The sequence below is a fragment of the Limnospira platensis NIES-39 genome (assembly GCF_026000695.1).
Classification (GTDB): Bacteria; Cyanobacteriota; Cyanobacteriia; order Cyanobacteriales; family Microcoleaceae; genus Limnospira; species Limnospira platensis.
The window spans coordinates 5770150-5786709 of the sequence record NZ_AP026945.1; the positions used below are offsets into that span (position 1 = coordinate 5770150).

At 42.3% G+C, this 16560-nt stretch carries 16 protein-coding genes and 1 pseudogene; 7 read left to right on the top strand and 10 right to left on the bottom strand.

Annotated elements, in window-relative coordinates; genetic code table 11:
• Positions 1 to 54 precede the first annotated feature (54 nt).
• Complete coding sequence (locus N39L_RS28150) at positions 55 to 459, top strand: hypothetical protein (protein ID WP_008057218.1); 405 nt, start codon at positions 55 to 57, stop codon at positions 457 to 459.
• A 321-nt stretch (positions 460 to 780) separates the two neighbouring features.
• Here the strand turns inward: N39L_RS28150 and N39L_RS28155 are convergent, their stop codons facing one another.
• The 3 genes from N39L_RS28155 to N39L_RS28165 all read right to left on the bottom strand — a co-directional run bounded on the left by N39L_RS28155 (position 781) and on the right by N39L_RS28165 (position 4892).
• Positions 781 to 1776, bottom strand: a complete 996-nt coding sequence (locus N39L_RS28155) for an SGNH/GDSL hydrolase family protein (RefSeq protein ID WP_006620052.1) — start codon at positions 1774 to 1776, stop codon at positions 781 to 783.
• Positions 1777 to 1963: 187 nt separating this feature from the next.
• Positions 1964 to 3532 carry a lysine--tRNA ligase gene (gene lysS / locus N39L_RS28160; protein ID WP_014277023.1) on the bottom strand — a complete coding sequence of 523 codons (1569 nt, stop codon included), beginning with the start codon at positions 3530 to 3532 and terminating at the stop codon, positions 1964 to 1966.
• A gap of 483 nt (positions 3533 to 4015) precedes the next feature.
• Positions 4016 to 4892, bottom strand: a protein-coding gene (locus N39L_RS28165; protein WP_286131404.1) for an IS630 family transposase whose coding sequence is annotated in 2 segments (ribosomal slippage) — positions 4016 to 4078 and positions 4080 to 4892 — 876 coding nt in all. Because the reading frame shifts where the segments join, the coding sequence is not laid out codon by codon here.
• Between the two features lie 383 nt (positions 4893 to 5275).
• On the opposite strand from N39L_RS28165, the gene N39L_RS28170 reads away from it, so the two are divergent.
• Together N39L_RS28170 and N39L_RS28175 are read left to right on the top strand one after the other, a co-directional pair.
• A complete protein-coding gene (locus N39L_RS28170; RefSeq protein WP_193353186.1) occupies positions 5276 to 5512 on the top strand; it encodes a hypothetical protein in 237 nt (78 codons plus the stop codon).
• 63 nt (positions 5513 to 5575) lie between these two features.
• A complete protein-coding gene (locus N39L_RS28175) occupies positions 5576 to 7033 on the top strand; it encodes a site-specific integrase (protein WP_014277026.1) in 1458 nt (485 codons plus the stop codon).
• Positions 7034 to 7355: 322 nt separating this feature from the next.
• On the opposite strand, the gene N39L_RS28180 is transcribed toward N39L_RS28175, so the two are convergent.
• From N39L_RS28180 to N39L_RS28205, 6 genes and pseudogenes are all read right to left on the bottom strand, one after another.
• Positions 7356 to 7568: a hypothetical protein gene (locus N39L_RS28180; RefSeq protein ID WP_162097052.1), complete on the bottom strand. Its 213-nt coding sequence runs from the start codon at positions 7566 to 7568 to the stop codon at positions 7356 to 7358.
• 454 nt (positions 7569 to 8022) lie between these two features.
• Positions 8023 to 8892, bottom strand: coding sequence for a DNA adenine methylase (locus tag N39L_RS28185; protein ID WP_014277028.1), 870 nt, complete (start codon positions 8890 to 8892; stop codon positions 8023 to 8025).
• A gap of 30 nt (positions 8893 to 8922) precedes the next feature.
• The gene (locus N39L_RS28190; RefSeq protein WP_014274322.1) at positions 8923 to 9177 is read right to left on the bottom strand and encodes a hypothetical protein; all 255 of its coding nucleotides are present in this window, start codon (positions 9175 to 9177) and stop codon (positions 8923 to 8925) included.
• 131 nt (positions 9178 to 9308) lie between these two features.
• A complete protein-coding gene (locus tag N39L_RS28195) occupies positions 9309 to 9530 on the bottom strand; it encodes a hypothetical protein (protein WP_126277548.1) in 222 nt (73 codons plus the stop codon).
• A gap of 11 nt (positions 9531 to 9541) precedes the next feature.
• A complete protein-coding gene (locus tag N39L_RS28200) occupies positions 9542 to 10294 on the bottom strand; it encodes a tail fiber domain-containing protein (RefSeq protein ID WP_410223536.1) in 753 nt (250 codons plus the stop codon).
• A pseudogene (locus tag N39L_RS28205) lies at positions 10270 to 10675 on the bottom strand (tail fiber domain-containing protein); the annotation flags it as partial. The pseudogene N39L_RS28205 and the gene N39L_RS28200, both read right to left, overlap by 25 nt.
• A 289-nt stretch (positions 10676 to 10964) precedes the next feature.
• On the opposite strand from N39L_RS28205, the gene N39L_RS28210 reads away from it, so the two are divergent.
• Together N39L_RS28210 and N39L_RS28215 are read left to right on the top strand one after the other, a co-directional pair.
• Positions 10965 to 11216, top strand: coding sequence for a hypothetical protein (locus N39L_RS28210; RefSeq protein WP_081471299.1), 252 nt, complete (start codon positions 10965 to 10967; stop codon positions 11214 to 11216).
• Positions 11217 to 11691: 475 nt separating this feature from the next.
• Entirely contained in the window at positions 11692 to 11904 is a 213-nt protein-coding gene (locus N39L_RS28215) for a hypothetical protein (protein WP_162097052.1), read from the top strand.
• Positions 11905 to 12103: 199 nt separating this feature from the next.
• Here N39L_RS28215 and N39L_RS28220 read toward each other — a convergent pair whose 3' ends face one another.
• Positions 12104 to 12958 (bottom strand): LysR family transcriptional regulator, encoded by an 855-nt coding sequence (locus N39L_RS28220; RefSeq protein ID WP_006616316.1) that lies wholly within the window; start codon positions 12956 to 12958, stop codon positions 12104 to 12106.
• A gap of 149 nt (positions 12959 to 13107) precedes the next feature.
• On the opposite strand from N39L_RS28220, the gene N39L_RS28225 reads away from it, so the two are divergent.
• Both N39L_RS28225 and N39L_RS28230 read left to right on the top strand, forming a co-directional pair.
• The gene (locus N39L_RS28225) at positions 13108 to 13593 is read left to right on the top strand and encodes a hypothetical protein (RefSeq protein ID WP_014277033.1); all 486 of its coding nucleotides are present in this window, start codon (positions 13108 to 13110) and stop codon (positions 13591 to 13593) included.
• Between the two features lie 354 nt (positions 13594 to 13947).
• Positions 13948 to 15540 carry a hypothetical protein gene (locus tag N39L_RS28230; protein WP_006616318.1) on the top strand — a complete coding sequence of 531 codons (1593 nt, stop codon included), beginning with the start codon at positions 13948 to 13950 and terminating at the stop codon, positions 15538 to 15540.
• The last annotated feature ends 1020 nt before the right edge of the window (positions 15541 to 16560 follow it).

Consider the following 16560-nt stretch of genomic DNA (forward strand, 5'->3'; position numbering starts at 1 on the left):
TTATTATTTGTTGTACAATCTGATGGTATTTTGGTCTCTCAATCTATAAGTGATATGTCAACAATGGATTACAACAATACACCGAAACCCATCACGGGTGAAATGGATGATAAGGCTAAAGCCCGTTTGCTTCTGACATTATGGGCGTTGGGAGGAACACAGACTAAGGTTAAGAAAAGTGATCTGACCAGTAAAGTCAAACAAAAACGACAAGGTAAGAAAGTCGGGATTTATCAGGGACTCTATGAGGATCTCAAAAATGCTGGGGCGATTGAGATTCATAAAGAAAACCAAGTCCCAATGGTTTTATTAACAGAAACAGGTAAATGGATGTTGGTTGAAGCCCTACAAAATCATGAATTTGAGTTTGAGGGAACTGTGGTTGCGTCTCGGTTGGCTAATGGATTAGTTGATTTAGTTCGAGCCATAAGTCAGAGAACATCTGGGACTGATACCTAATCATATTTAGCCAAAAATTGGTAAGTTGAACTGTCTTGACTATCCCCCAACCAATGACCCTATTTCCCCCTAATCAAAACATGGGATAGATTTGAAAAACCTTCCTTGTAAATACCAGCACTCAAATCTGGATCGCCTTTCATTTCCGTGATCAAGTTTACTCCTCACACTTTCTTAAACGCGATAACGGATTCAGATCCAGATTGATGTGGTCTAATTATGAGGTGTGTCTACTAACAATCAATACACCCCTATCATGTTGCTTGAATGGAGATGTTATTGTGGCTTCGATTTGCCTTTTTTAACCATAGCACCAACTCCTCAAACAATTAAAGCTACAGTGGCTGAAGGTTCGGGGACAGATTTCTTATTATATTCTGTTTGCATTTGATGATAAACGCCACTAGCAATAATTTGATGGGCTGTGGTAGTGGGGTGGATATAATCCCAGAATAGATACTCGTGGGGGTTCTGACAAATTGTGCCTGATCTTAAGGATAGACAGCTATCAGTTACGTTGGTTAATCCAAATTCCTGAGGGTTAGCGATCGCATTATCGAATAAACTACCCACATCAAAAAAGCTAATATGGGCATTAGATAAACTTTGATTTAACCCTAATATTCCTTGCTGTAAGGCTTGATTATGTTGGATACTGAGGCTATTAAGTGCGGCTGGGTTAAAGGAATTAAAAGGGTCAACTGGGTCGAAGGGATTAAATTGGGCAATGGGTGTTTTTCCTAATTGCGGTAAATTTAGCACTAGAAAATTACGGGCTCCCACACCATACAAAGAACTTACAGCTTGCGTAATATTATTAACCGGGATATTTACATCAGTTTCCCTTCCCCCTAAATAATCATTTGCTCCCGCCCAAAGAATATATAACGCATCAGATTCGCGGATTGACCGGACATTAATAAAGGGGCAATAAATGCCTGTAATTGAGTTGATCAACCTGGTAAAAATCCAGGCGTTAAAATCTCCGGTTGTCGCTCCATTAAAGGCAAAATTTACCCCGTCAATGGGAGAGTCTGGGTCGATTAATGTAGTCGGATTTAAACCGAATTCTGAGGCTAAATAATCTACCCATAGTAATCCATTAGATGCTCGTTGCTCGAAGTAGGGTAGACCTTGAAAAATGGCTCCGCTAGTGGCTTTATAAGCGTTACCTGTATCTGATAAACTGTCTCCAAATGTATAGATTTGACTAAAGTTAAAGGTGGCGGCGATCGCTGAGGTTTCAGTAATAATACTTATGGCGATCGCACTAATAATGCTGGTAGTCAATGAGATACTTTTGTAGATGCTTTTCATAACCAGCCCTGGTGTAAATTGGGGTAATTTGTACATGGTAAGGCAACTTTAACATGATGACTCCGTGAAATTACATAGGCTGGTGTAAACTTTCAGGATGATTTTAGTAAAGGTTTGGGAAAGCCATGGTGCTGAGGTCTGGGGATAATCAATAATTACCCCCAGACAGACCTGAAATTAATGGGAATTAAGTATCTTTGAAGGAACGCATAGTTGGGAATAAAATAGCATCGCGGATACTCTGGGTATCAGTTAAAAACATAACTAGGCGGTCAACTCCAATTCCCATACCACCACAGTTAGGCATCCCCAAAGAAAGTGCTTGAATAAAATCTTCATCCATGGGGTGTGCTTCATCATCTCCGGCTTGTTTTTGAGCCAATTGTTCCTCAAATCGCTGCCGTTGATCTACGGGATCATTTAACTCGGAAAACCCGTTAGAATATTCAGTGCCATGAATAAATAATTCAAACCTCTCTACAAATCCCGGCTTAGAACGGTGTCGTTTAGCCAAGGGACTTACTTCTACGGGAAAATCAATAATAAATGTAGGTTCAATTAAGGTTGATTCTACCTTTTGGTCAAAGACAGCATAGAGTAAATATCCCAAATTTTGAGTATTTAAGTCTGTGAGTCTCACGCCGATCGCTTCAGCTTTGGATTTAGCTTCTGAGAATTCCAAGGTATCAAAATCTAAGCCAGTTTCATCTCGGACAGCTTCGACCATAGTTTTAACCCGCCAATGTTTTCCGGTGAAGGTGGGATAAATATTGCTGTAGTCATATTGGCGATCGATACTGATTTTATCTCCCTGATAATCAATCTGAGTAGACCCGCCCAAAACCTCTGTAGCTACGGCACAGATTAAGTCTTCAACCAAAGCCATAATTTGGAAATAGTCAGCATAGGCTTGATAGACTTCAATGGAGGTAAATTCTGGGTTATGGGTGCTATCAATTCCCTCGTTGCGAAAGACACGACCAATCTCGAAAACCTTTTCCATACCGCCACAAACGGCACGTTTTAAGAACAATTCGGTAGCAATACGCAAGTATAAATCAATATCTAGGGTATTGTGATGGGTGATAAAGGGTCGCGCCGCCGCGCCGCCATAAATAGTCTGGAGGACGGGGGTTTCAATTTCATCAAATCCGGCATTCCATAGATAGGTGCGAATGCTGCGGATAATGCGGCTACGGAGTTTAAACCGCTGTAGGGATGTGGAATTACTAACTAGGTCTATTTCCCGGTGGCGGCGACAGAGTTCGGGGTCATTGATGCCATAGTAGGAGTCGGGGAAGGGTATGGTAGCTTTGGAGATCACGTCAAGGCGGGATACTTGAATGGAAAGTTCCCCCCGGTTGGTGCGGCAGCCAATACCCTCAACTCCGATAAAGTCGCCAATATCGAGAAGTTTTTTAATTTGGTTGAATGTTAAACCTGGGTCGCCTGTGACGAGTTTTTTCTCGATTTTAAGTTGAATGGTTGCTGATGCGTCGGTTAAGCCAATAAAGCCAATGCTACCGCTATCACGTTTGAAGGTGATGCGACCACAGACTCGCAGGGGAAGTGCTTGGGGGTCGGCTTCTCCGTTGGCGAGTTGGTGTTGTGGTTGGGAAAAGTGATCGTGAATTTCTTGGGCGAGGTGCGATCGCTCAAAAGCTACGCTAGGATAGGGATCAATTCCCTGACGACGCAATTCTTGGACTTTTTGGGCACGAACTTCTAATTCGTTGCGGGTTTGATTCTCAGCCATTTTGGAAATTCCATTATAGATTAGAGTCCTAGGATCTCATATCATAGCGATCGTCAACATCTCCAGAACCCGATATTTATAGTTATTTATAAGTTACTGTCGCTAACCCCATGAGGAAAGTTAAACCCAAAGTTAGGCTCATTGTCCTGGGTGCTATTATACTGGCAGTAGGTGCGATCGCTATTGGTTTGGCGTTCAGGCCTGATGCTGAAAAGGATTTGAAGGCTAATGGGGATGATCTGTTTGAGCCGATAGTGGGGAATCCTGGCTTTGAGGGGGAACCGCCGCCACAGGTGAGGCGCAATTTTCCTGATGGTGAGTTTCGGGGTGCTGATTTTTACCCGCGAGCCAAGGCTAGAATTAGGAGTAATCGGGTAAATGTTCGCCGACTGGCTACTCTCAACACTGGAAGTATTGCTAGGTTATCCGAGGGGACGGTGGTGGAGGTGGTCGATCGCATTGATATAGCATTAGTCAAGGTGGTTAGGACGCAGCTGGGAGAACGGAGTCCATGGCATCATCGAGAGAATCAAACTGCTCACGTGCAATGGCGAATGCGGGCTTTCAACCACGACCAACATTTCTCTATCTTGTTGAGGTCTGGCGAATAAGGTGGTAGATAGAGCAAACGGCATTGAGCCGCCTCCACTAGCTCAGGAATCCGTCCCCCTTTATGAAACGTTGCATTGTCTAGCACTAGAGTCTGACCTGGCTTCAGTGTTGGAATTAAGATGAACTCCAACCACAGCTCAAACACTGTCCGATTACAACAACCCTCAAAGCGATCGGGGGCTAAGAGTTGTTGATGACACCATGCGGCTATATAGCTCACCCTGCCCTGCCTCTTCCCGGATTTGAGGACATCGAAGCGTTGTCCTTGCTCACAGTAACCATAAGGATAATCCGAGTCCTGACTATTCATGCCGGCTTCATCGAGGTAGACCACTTCTTGTGGCTCCATCTGTTCAATCTGAGCAATAAACTCCTCTCGCTGTTGCTGATCACGTTCTTGGTAGCCGTAAGTTTTTTTTCTGGTGAAGCCAATTTTCTTCAAGGCTCTGGATATGGTGCGAGGAGAGATGTCGTCATCCCAAAGTTCAGCCATTTGAGCGGAGGTTTGATCGCCATGCTCTTGGGCAAAAGCCTTGAATTTTTGCCAGTCGGTAATTTTGTGGTTATTGCCAGGTCGGTGATTAGGTTTAGGGAGGAAGTCTCCGGTCTGTGCTTTTCTTTGCAGCCAGAGATTAATGGTGTTCCGGCTGACATGGAAAACTTGACTGGCTTCTGTTTTGGGCATACCGTCTAGTTCAATTGCATCAATAACTTTTTGTCTGAGGTCGTAACTATAGGGGGCTGGCATTTTTGGTCTTCTTAGTCATCTCGTCCTCTCCATTATACGTCCTAACTTTCCTGTCTGGTGCTATAGATACTGCGATTAGTAGGAGTATTATGACGAGAGCGAGTTTAAAGACTACGTGGTTGTATACAGCTCTGAAAGTTGAAGTTACAAAGCAGGGGGTCGTAACCCTGTTCCCATGACAAAGGGGTGTCCACATCAGGAGCCGTATGAGGTGAAAGTCTCAAGTACGGTTTTGAATGGGAGTTGGGGAGGGTGACTTCCCTTTCGACCCCTACCCCTTGGAGGGAGTAGGATATGACTGAAAGCCAATGCCTAACCGTAATGCTTAGGATATGCCCACTAGTCACGGTATGGACATAGATACTGCGACGATTAAGAGTATTATGACTAGAGCGAGTTTAAAGACTACGTGGTTGTATACAGCTCCAAAAGTCGAAGTACGAAAGCAGGGGGTAGTAACTCTGTTCCTACGAAAAAGGGTGTCCATATCAGAAGCCGTGTGCTGGGAAACTCGCAAGCACGGTTTTGAAGTGGAGTTCGGGAAGGTGACTTCCTGTTCGACCATAACTCAGGGAGTTGTCAATCATTGGGGGGATACAGAGCGTCTACATAGCCTATAACCCCTATTCTACCGTTACTTAGGTGTTACTCAAAACCATAACAGGATAACAAGTGAGTAAAAAATGAGTAACGCTACTGATACCCCTACAGTAGGGGGAAAGGGTAACTATAATGAGAGTTACGCTAGATTCTTGAAAGCCTATCAAGACTTTAAAGGGGAATGTCCCAAAGGAGTGACACTCAAACTACAAAAGACCGGGGCTAGGTACAACCTACTATTGCAGTTTAAGCAACCACCTACCGGGAAACGGCTACCCAAAACGGCTAACCTTGAATGTACACCTCAAGGGGTGATAGACGGCGTTAGGAAAGCTAAGTTGGTATCAGAAGCCCTAGGGACTATCACTAGCGCTAGTGAATTTTGGGATTGGTACGATGCGACTATCTTAGGAAAGAACCAGATTGAGGATAATCTGATAACCTATCGGGAAATATTCCAACAACTAGAGGATGAGTATTTTGCGGGTTGCAACCGCAACACAGGAAGACCGCGTTCTCGCGATATTGTTAGTGACCTATCATCTTACGAGGCTACTAAAGGAATATATTTCAGGCTGTTCCCTAACTGGGATGAATATCCTAGCTGGGAGAGTTTCAAGGCTATGCTGTATACTCCCCTACGGAACGGAGAACAATTAGTAGGTTCCAAAACCTTCAAGGAACGTTACTACATCTTAAAAGCCATAGCTGAGAAATCACCTAACAAAGAACACTTGCTTAAACAGCTTGAACCTATTAACGCCAAACAAACGCAATTCATAAAGAAACAACGGATAGGCATCGATGCCTTTAAAGATTGGTGGTTTAAAACCAAACAAGAAGCTTACGATATCAGAAACTCACGACATCAATCATGCCGGCATAGTTGGTTATGGGTGACGGGTATGGCAGTAATGTATGGGTTAAGGCCTACCGAGATAGCTGCGGCCGTTAATCTAACTAAGCCATTTGTAACGGATGATGGTATCACTATCAAAGCACTGTCAGACCCCGATAATCAAGACAATTACTTGGTATTAGGAGATTACACTTACTTTACTGACTCAGAAGGTCGGAAAGTGAGTATCAAAACAGGGGGAAGGATTGTAGCTCCAATTCCCAGCCCTGAAATGTTTGAGTTCCTGGAATTGAAAAGACCCTTATTGCCAGAATATAGCCCGAAAAAAGGCAGTAAACCCAAAAGCATAGTTGGAGGCTTTGACGCAACGTTTAGTCAACGAATTCAATCTATGAAATGCCCGGTAACCCAGAAATATGCTTTTCGTAGGCTGTACAACCTGTTAGGTGAAAAGTATGGATTACCTATCGAGTTACGAGCTAGACTTATGGGACATAGCACAATCGTTAATGAAGGTAAATACAAGACAGAAGGCATTGACGCTACCTTAGAAGTTCTCAAAGGGGTTTCTAAGTTACCTATACCGTTGAACGTAGCCATAGAACGGTTAACAGCGTTAGGGGTTGATATTGATAGCTCTGAAGCTAAATTATTTCTTGGAGTTATCTATCAGATAGATTAATCTAATCGTCAACCTTTCATAAATTAATGCCCCTAGATTAAACCCCTAGGGGTTATTTTATGGCTACAGATTGATGGATCCTGTTATGGTTTTGAGTAACACCTAAGTAACGGTAGAATAGGGGTTGTAGGCTATGTAGACGCTCTGTATCCGTCAGAACGCATAACTATAAACCCTTATCCTGATAGCGATAGCGGGTTATTACTCAACCCTATATCCTATTGAGTTACTCAGATATTACTCATAATCTAGTCCTAGCACAGGAAAATAATTCTGTCAATAGGATGATTACTCAGTCAACAAGCACAACTTAATCAATCTGTCAAATACCCATACCATCCCCCCAACCAAACACCGATAGGGTAACTCCCTTGTGATAGCAGTCAATGGCAAGCCTATCGGTTCGTTCCTCACCATTGACTGCTATCACATCGTTCGTTTCCCCAGGAGTGCTTGTTTCGGTTGGGGGGAGGATATGTTTCAAAATCAACCACGACAACAGCAGAAGATAATTCCCTAAGCTATCAATGTACAAAGATATTAGGCTGCCTATCCGGTTATCTATGGGAGTCAGATTATTAGTGAAATCTTGAGGAGCCTACTCGCTACCAACAAAATGCGATCGCATAATCTAAACTATCTCCTACCGGAATCAACCCGATACCCTCAAACAACTTTTCAACTGGTAACTTGTTTCGTCATCTCTCGCTGATACCTACATAATCCTAGAGAATTGATTCCCCATCGAAACCGATACCTACATACCGCTAGACAAGTCTCCAATTTATAGGGGTACTGGGTTTCGCCTGGGATGATTACCCCTAATAGACGGGTTAAGGTTTTGGCTTAGGGTGTTTATTGTGGGTAAACTAGGGGGGTAAGCATATAAATAATTAATAGTCCAGGATTAATAGTCCAGGAAATCAATAATACGAATGAACCCCTACAGTCAGAAACCATAGGGGGCCATTTAAGTTATTGAGTTAGGGTTATCTGTTAGGTTGACTCCATGTATTAAGTAGGCAATTATAGGCCTCTGAGTTAATTAACTCAGGAAGTTGATTAAAACCGTCTAAGTTACTTTTAACCCATAACACTTCAGTTCGTTTCTTTTTTACATCTTTCTTGTGACTAGCTGACATGACTGTATTTATTTCTATTTTTTGTGTAAATGATTGAGGTTCAATCATCTGATGATAATTCGATATAATGTAATTGCCTGTTATGCAATCTAATGTATGACATAGTTTTGTCCAATCTTTAATCGTGTAGCCGCTATAGTGACCTTGTACACTACCGGAATAAGGCGGGTCACAATAGAATAGTGTATTAGGTGAATCCCACCTTTCAATACACTTAATAGCATCCTCGCAGGAAATGTAAACCTTTTCTAACCTTTCCAACGCTTCAGATAGCCTAGCTTTTTTATTTGTGAATGTCATCGCTTGGTTTTCGCTTTTTTTACTGAAACCCCACCCCTGCCTAGCGTTGGCAAATGATTGGTTGATATTGACATAGTATGCCCAAGCTTTTTCAATGTCTGAAAAGCCTTCCGGTTGTTTACATATTGCTTGAGATTTTCTGTAGTCAGATTGACTATATAATGTAGCTTGAATTTCATTATTAAGTTCAATAGGGTATTTTTTGGCTACTCTATACAAGTTGATTAAAAGGTTGCTTGTATCGTTAATGCACTCTCTATAATCGTGTTGATTGGTTACGGTAGGTAATGGTTTTAAAAATAACAAAGTAGCTCCACCGGAAAAATGTTCTACATATATTTTGTGTGGTGGTAAATATTGCAATATTTTAGAACCTATTCGTTGCTTTCCCCCGTAATAACTTAGTAAAGGTTTCATTGTTGTGATTTCATTAATTAATAATTGATGTTAGGGTTTACGCCAACCATCATCATCAATATCATCTCTGTTAATTGGAAGAGGGGGTGATTGCTTTTTATCTTCTAACTGTTTTTTACAAACTGTTGATGGCATAAAATCATTAACATATCTAATCAAATAATTTAGGCTATTTTGGATACCGTCTAACCTATTCTCAATAATTAGGTTTCCTGTATGCGTAATGAACATACTGATAATAATCGCGACAATAATTAACCCTAATTCAACTATTACCAAGTTCATTTATATTAATTTCCAAAAATGAAGTGTAAACCATTTAATCCTTTCTAGTGGAGAAAATGAAGCGTAAAAATTGCTGTACGGCGGTGATTCAATTATTTGATATTCATTAAGCCATATAGTCTCTTTTTTAACTAGCATAGCTTGGTTAACATCATTGTAGGCATAGAATTTAAGCCATCCTGCCATTTTCCAGTACACGGGTACACTGTCAGCGTCAAATAATATCCTGATAAATTTACTGCCAGAAATGTCAGGTAATTTTTTAGTACCGTGTAGCTATCATCTTCTATCCTGAAATTAAGTTCATAAACTTTAAACCAATTACTTTCAGATATATCAAGTGCATTAGGCATTATCTGTTAATTTATTGTTGAGTGTTTAGCATATTTTCCAATTTGTCGATTTTTTCTGATAATTCCTGAATTGCCGCAATCACTAATGGTATCAGTTTATCATACATGATTGTTAAGTAATCTATTTTTTTGTCGTCAACTTCAGGGCTATCTGTATGGTTATTTTCAACCACTTCAACTGCGTTATGGTATATATTTTGTACTTCTTGAGCAATTAAACCAAATTGTTCTGTACTTGGATTAAAGCCATGAAATGCTGCAAGTTCATTATACTTAAACCACGTGACTGTCAATGCGTTAATTTCGCTTAACCCTATAGTTGGTTTTGATAAAAGTGTTTTGAATCTAATATCAGAGCTACCGCTAACATAATTTCCATTAGTGGCAATATATGCTATGCTAGTTGGTCCATATCTAAACCTAGCTAACGCTTGACTTTCGATAGACGCGCTAAATTGCCATGTATTGTTAAAATATTCTATTTTGCCTGTTGCATTAACAGGAGTACCTCCCCAAGTTGTTGTGCTTTTTTGCTCAAAAAATGAATTTTGCGCTCCATTTAGTGTAAATCTACCGGCAATATTGATATTGCCGTATCGATTTAAAGTAATTGTTGTATTATCATAATTACTAACAGTTATTGCTTCCGGTACATGATTTTCACTAAATCTAAAGTTAAAATTTTTATTTATCCAATTTGTATCTATAAGCCCTGAATTGGGGTTATTAAATCTTAATTTATTTATTGTTTTTATGTCGTCAATAACCTGATTACCTGTAGTTCTAACCACAGTTGAATCTACATTAATTGTTCTATTAGCTGCTAAAGTTCCTCCTCCTGATAAACCATCTCCTGCTGTTAATGTAATATTTGAATGTGTGTGCGTTGTGGGAGTCCTAGCGTTAGATAATCTACTATCATTACCTTGACAGGCTGTGCCTGCTGTAGTGCCATAAGCAACTGCCCATGTTGTTGCAGCACTCCCATTAAAATTATTTCCAGTTAATCCCGTACCATTTGTTAATGTATTAGGAGTATTGGCAGTTATTGTTATATTGGCACTACCATTAAACGAAGTCCCATTAATTGTTCTAGCAGTTTGAAGCGTGGTTGCAGTTGCTGCATTACCTGTAATATTAGAGCTTGTAAAAGCTAATTATTGCCAGCTACTCCAGACTCCATTTACACGATTTCTTTGATAAATACCTTCTCCTCCAAAAGGTATCATTGTTTGAGAAATCCAAGAATCATTATGTCTTTGTACAGTACAAAAACGCCATGAACCTCCCGGACTTTGATTTAAAAGAGAACTCCCTTGATAAAAACCTGTTGTTAACACATCATTCCAATCTCCTGTTACAGTTATTGAAAGATTGGGTAAAGCACCAATTTCTGCTAAACTCCAACTTACATTTCCAGAGCCGTTTACTGATTTGCCTGTAGAACCAATTGTTAAAGTCCGAGCAGTTCCCCAGTTTACAGTAGTAATATTTACTGTTCAGGTTAATGGTAAACGATTTACAGCGTGCAAAAAACTCTCAATCAATGGTTTTACCTACTGGAACCTCAAAGGGTGGGATGGTAGCGTCAATCATCACATTTACATAGGGAAAGCTGACCAAGTCACTGTAGATAAGCTAACAGAAGCAGCGTTAGCTATGATTACTAAGTGCAGAACAACCTAAACCCTAAACCCTAACAGATAACCCTAACTCAATAACTTAAATGGCCCCCTATGGTTTCTGACTGTAGGGGTTCATTCGTATTATTGATTTCCTGGACTATTAATCCTGGACTATTAATTATTTATATGCTTACCCCCCTAGTTTACCCACAATAAACACCCTAAGCCAAAACCTTAACCCGTCTATTAGGGGTAATCATCCCAGGCGGAACCCAGTACCCCTATAAATTGGAGACTTGTCTAGCGGTATGTAGGTATCGGTTTCGATGGGGAATCAATTCTCTAGGATTATGTAGGTATCAGCGAGAGATGACGAAACAAGTTACCAGTTGAAAAGTTGTTTGAGGGTATCGGGTTGATTCCGGTAGGAGATAGTTTAGATTATGCGATCGCATTTTGTTGGTAGCGAGTAGGCTCCTCAAGATTTCACTAATAATCTGACTCCCATAGATAACCGGATAGGCAGCCTAATATCTTTGTACATTGATAGCTTAGGGAATTATCTTCTGCTGTTGTCGTGGTTGATTTTGAAACATATCCTCCCCCCAACCGAAACAAGCACTCCTGGGGAAACGAACGATGTGATAGCAGTCAATGGTGAGGAACGAACCGATAGGCTTGCCATTGACTGCTATCACAAGGGAGTTACCCTATCGGTGTTTGGTTGGGGGGATGGTATGGGTATTTGACAGATTGATTAAGTTGTGCTTGTTGACTGAGTAATCATCCTATTGACAGAATTATTTTCCTGTGCTAGGACTAGATTATGAGTAATATCTGAGTAACTCAATAGGATATAGGGTTGAGTAATAACCCGCTATCGCTATCAGGATAAGGGTTTATAGTTATGCGTTCTGACGGATACAGACCGACCAATTGAGCAGGTCTCTAACGTAATACATCGAGGAAGGCGAAAACCGCCGGAGGATGCAGACCATTACTAAGAATAGCCGCGCCGATCGCCCTTTCTAAGGGTACTGGAAGCGATCGCACTTTCACCGACTTAGGAATAGGTAGCGCCGCCAACCGGGGCAGAATTGCGGCCCCTAAACCTTGAGCCACCATACTAACAATAGTAGAATCTTCCTTAATCTCATAGGCAATTTTTAGGGTCTGTCCCCACCTAGCCCAATGTTCTCGCACCGCCGAAGTACACTCAGCATAATTGTACAATATAAAAGCATGAGCTGACAACTCTTCCCAGGTTAAATTTTGGGTAATTGGTTGCTTAGAATTGGGCAATAATACTACATACTCATCCCGGGCAATTTCCCAAGTATCAAACTCTTCAGATCGCGGTAAAGGAACTAAACCAATATCCACCTGACCCATCCGCAAAGCCTGTTCCACCCCCACCGGATCAGTCTCGGTAATTTTCACCTCTACATTAGGAAAACGACTGCGAAACTCAGCCACTTTCGGCGGCAAAATATGGGTAGCCGCACTGCGAAAAGAAGCCACCCGCACCTTAGACCCCTGTAACCCCTTTTCCAAATTCACCTCGTGGTCGATAGTCTCCCGCAGTTCCAGGATTTTCTGGGCGTGACCTAGGACTTTTTCACCAATGGGGGTTAAATGCGCTCCAAAGCGCCCCCTACACAATAGGGGAATCCCTAACTCATTTTCTAAAGATGCGATCGCCCTACTCACCGAGGATTGGGAAATATTCAAATCCAGCGCCGCCTCAGAAAAGCTACCCTTGGCGACCACAGCCATTAACACCCGCACATGAAACAAATTCATAACAATTAACCGAACCGGAGACCATCGTCATTAACAATCATCCATCCAGTTTACGCATGGAAATTATGCTTAATGAGTTTTGCATGATACCGAATCAGATCATTAAGCTATGGGAGAACTGAAAAATTTAATCGCTACTCTAATCATTTATGTTCGAGTTACTGCCCTTCCATAAGTTCCGTGATACCCCTAGCGTGCGTTTTTTCGATATCACCATCCCCAACTCTAATGCTAGGGATCTGGTTTTTCACGAAGGACCAGCTACCAGTCCCAACAACACGGAGGATGGCTACTGGCAGTTCTATCTACACTCCAACCAAGAAGATAACCTACTGGCTGTTTCCGGGGGTCGTACTTTCTATCTAGTTAATTTCGCTTGGGAATGTCCCTATCATATTGTCCGACTAGACGCTAATCGACACATTTTGCGGATTCCCCCAGGAACCTTCCATCGGTCAGTATCCGACCCCGAAGGTTCCCTAGTCTTGAATCAAGCTATCCGTACCCACAGGGCTACTGTAGAAAGCGAGTTCCGAGTATATAATAGCGCCGAAATTTCCCGCCTGTATAGAGTGACTTCTGATAAGGCTCGCCCCCCTATCTTACACGGCTTTGAACGCCTGCGCGTCGCTTGATGAATTATCCATCATCTGGGGGAGAGTTCCCAACCATCCGGGACTCTCCCAGATTATGTTAACTTTTGCAATAAAAAGTTAATAAATGTTACAAAAATTTTTTTTGTGGGGGGGTGGGTTGATTTTTGGGTAAGTTTCTGCTACCATTTTATATAATTGGAATACTGACAATTTTAAAAAAAGTGGCTATATAAAAATTATTTTTTTTGCTTACAGAATATCACAATTGAGCAGTGTTTGTCAACCCCCCAAAATATCCGGGGAGAGGGAGGCGTGATAGAATTAGTTATTGATTATTGATGATGGATTACTTCGAGTTAGAATGTGGTTTCATATTAATTCAGCCACCCCAAAGTGAGTAGAGATATATTTGCGATCGAAGCCCTAGGGCAAATTCCTAAAATTCTCACCTTGCTAGATCGGAACCCCCACAGTCCGACCTATGGGTGTTTTGACCGAAACTTCTGGCATTATAAAATTATCGACTTCCCCAGTGGTATGGCCCAGGAGTTTGTCTGGCCCATGGCTTTAGCCCACGAAGTCAATGTTCCCGATAATTCCTATTACCAACACCCCGCTATCAAGGAATGGGTACAAGCGGGGATAGCTTTTGCAGCGCGCAGCGCCCATGCAGACGGTTCTAGTGATGACTATTTCCCCTATGAAAGGGCGGCGGGGGCTTCGGCGTTTTCTTTGCTGGCTTGTGTGGAAAGTTATCGACTATTGGGGTTAGTTGATTATGAGGCGCTGAGGTTTTTTGAACGACGGGCGAACTGGTTGGCTAACCACTACGAAAGTGGTCAACTGGCGAACCATGAGGCGTTAATTATTCTAGCCTTGGAAAGGTTGGGAAACCTGCTGCAAACTTCTAAATGGCGGCGCATACAAGGGACGAGACTCGATCGCCTTTTAAGTTGGCAAACTGAAGAGGGATGGTTTCGGGAGTATGAGGGTTGCGACCCCGGATATCATACTCTCACCCTTTCCTGTTTGGCAGAATTGGACCGCCTTAAACCTGATGACCGGGTGAAAAATGCGATCGCCAAAGGTGTAGAATTAGCGTCCCATTTCATCCACCCTGATGGCACTTATGGCGGGGAATATGGCTGCCGCAACACTTATAATTTCTTTCCCCATGGTTTTGAGTTAGCGGGGAAGTGGCTACCAGAAGCCCTGCGGATTAATGACCAGTTTTTACAGGGTCTAAAAAATGGCTTGGGTCCTTGCTATGCTGATGATCATATTATTGGGCATCATGCCTGGAATTATCTGCTGGCTTGGCAAGATTTCGTGAGCGATCGACCTCAGCCTCTGCCCCGGGATGTGGCTAGTCTTTGGTTAAAAGAAGCCCAAATTTTAATCAAACGTCGTCCCGGGATTGAGTTATATATGGGCTTAAATAAAGGCGGAGTTTTCAAGATATTTAGGAACAATAAATTAGTAATTTCTGACACTCAAATATCCCTGCAAATTAGCAAGGGGAAAAATTTAAAAAATGCCGTCAGTCACCTAATCGAACCTTACCAGGTCAAAGTAGAACAGGACGAAATCACTATCGAAGGGCCGTTAGGATGGGCGAAACAAACCCAAATGTCACCCTTAAAATTAATCCTGTTACGGGTAGTCATGTTAACTTTTGGGCGGTTTTTTCCCAACTTAATTCGGAAAATGCTGCAAAAAATGTTAATAACAGGCAAGCAGGATGCACCGTTTCACTTTCGGCGAAAATTACTCTGGCAAGATAATCAATGGCTGGTGACAGATGAAATTACCGCCTCTTCTTGGCAGGGTGTAATTAGTGCAGGAATTGGGGCTTCCCAAACCTCTATTTATGTGGTCATGAGTCGCACATTTCAACCGGGACAACTACAACCCTGGTTAGATTTAACTGAGGAAATTAAGAAACTTACACCGGGTCAAACACTGAGGGTAGAACGCACTTTTTAGGGGGCTTTCTGTTATCAATTAATTATCGGGTGCGAAACGTTCAGGCATAAAATAGGATTGTGATACCCTAAATAACCGCCTGGTGGGGGTTTCAGCCCCTTGGGTGAATACAAGAAGCTCGCTTCTGACCACCCCATAACTGTTTATATGTCCCAACGATTAGTATCATACGATACCAAATCAAGGCAGGGAACCCAAGGTCAACATACTCTGTAACAAATCGTAACAATTCTTAACATAACGGAAGCGTAACGAAACAGAGTTGAGGGAAACGGCGATAGCCACCCCCGATTTCAGGAATCATAACCCGTCAGATTGAAGCGGGGTACGGAGGGATCCGAGGTGTAACCCAACACCAGAAGTGAGACCACTGCCAACCATCCATGATTAGGGAAACCGAATGTCTGGCCTGAACCATCGTAAAAATGGAGTAGCGAAATAGGTTGATACGCTACGCTCAAAAGAGCAAGGGGAAAAGTAGGGGGCTTTGTTCACTACCTACAAAGACCTTTAAAAGTACCCCGGTGGAGAGGACAAATCTACAGATGGAATGCCCATATAAACGGAAGGTTGTAATCCCTCTTAGGCTCTGAATATCTGGTCGAGATAATCAGTAGTGACAAATGTAAGCGAATGGTGCGAGACGTTCGGGTATGAAATAGGGCTTAAATGCCAGAAATCACTAGCCGGTGAGGATTCCAGCCCTGAGTTTGGATATAAGGAGCGCACTCCTGACCATCCTCATAACTGTTTATATGTCCCGACGCTTAGGGAACTAAGCAAGGGAGGGAACCCAAGGTCCTAAGCGAACTGAGAAATCACAGAGCAGAGGGTAACGGCGATAGCCACCCCTAGTTTTAGGACTCACAACCCTAGGACTAAAGCGGGGAACGGAAGGCTCCGAGGTGTAACCTAATACCGGAATCGAGACCACTGCCAACCATCCATGATTAAGGAAACTGAATGTCCGGCTTGAACCATGGTAATACATTAGCAGCGAAATAGGTTGACACGCTGCGC

Excerpts from the sequence above, each read along its gene's own strand:
- N39L_RS28220 (WP_006616316.1), bottom strand. The coding sequence starts at position 12,958 with ATGAATTTGTTTCATGTGCGGGTGTTAATGGCTGTGGTCGCCAAGGGT.
- lysS (WP_014277023.1), bottom strand. The coding sequence starts at position 3,532 with ATGGCTGAGAATCAAACCCGCAACGAATTAGAAGTTCGTGCCCAAAAA.
- N39L_RS28150 (WP_008057218.1), top strand. The coding sequence starts at position 55 with ATGTCAACAATGGATTACAACAATACACCGAAACCCATCACGGGTGAA.
- N39L_RS28155 (WP_006620052.1), bottom strand. The coding sequence starts at position 1,776 with ATGAAAAGCATCTACAAAAGTATCTCATTGACTACCAGCATTATTAGT.
- N39L_RS28195 (WP_126277548.1), bottom strand. The coding sequence starts at position 9,530 with ATGCCTAATGCACTTGATATATCTGAAAGTAATTGGTTTAAAGTTTAT.
- N39L_RS28170 (WP_193353186.1), top strand. The coding sequence starts at position 5,276 with ATGACTAGAGCGAGTTTAAAGACTACGTGGTTGTATACAGCTCCAAAA.
- N39L_RS28175 (WP_014277026.1), top strand. The coding sequence starts at position 5,576 with ATGAGTAACGCTACTGATACCCCTACAGTAGGGGGAAAGGGTAACTAT.
- N39L_RS28225 (WP_014277033.1), top strand. The coding sequence starts at position 13,108 with ATGTTCGAGTTACTGCCCTTCCATAAGTTCCGTGATACCCCTAGCGTG.
- N39L_RS28190 (WP_014274322.1), bottom strand. The coding sequence starts at position 9,177 with ATGAACTTGGTAATAGTTGAATTAGGGTTAATTATTGTCGCGATTATT.
- N39L_RS28185 (WP_014277028.1), bottom strand. The coding sequence starts at position 8,892 with ATGAAACCTTTACTAAGTTATTACGGGGGAAAGCAACGAATAGGTTCT.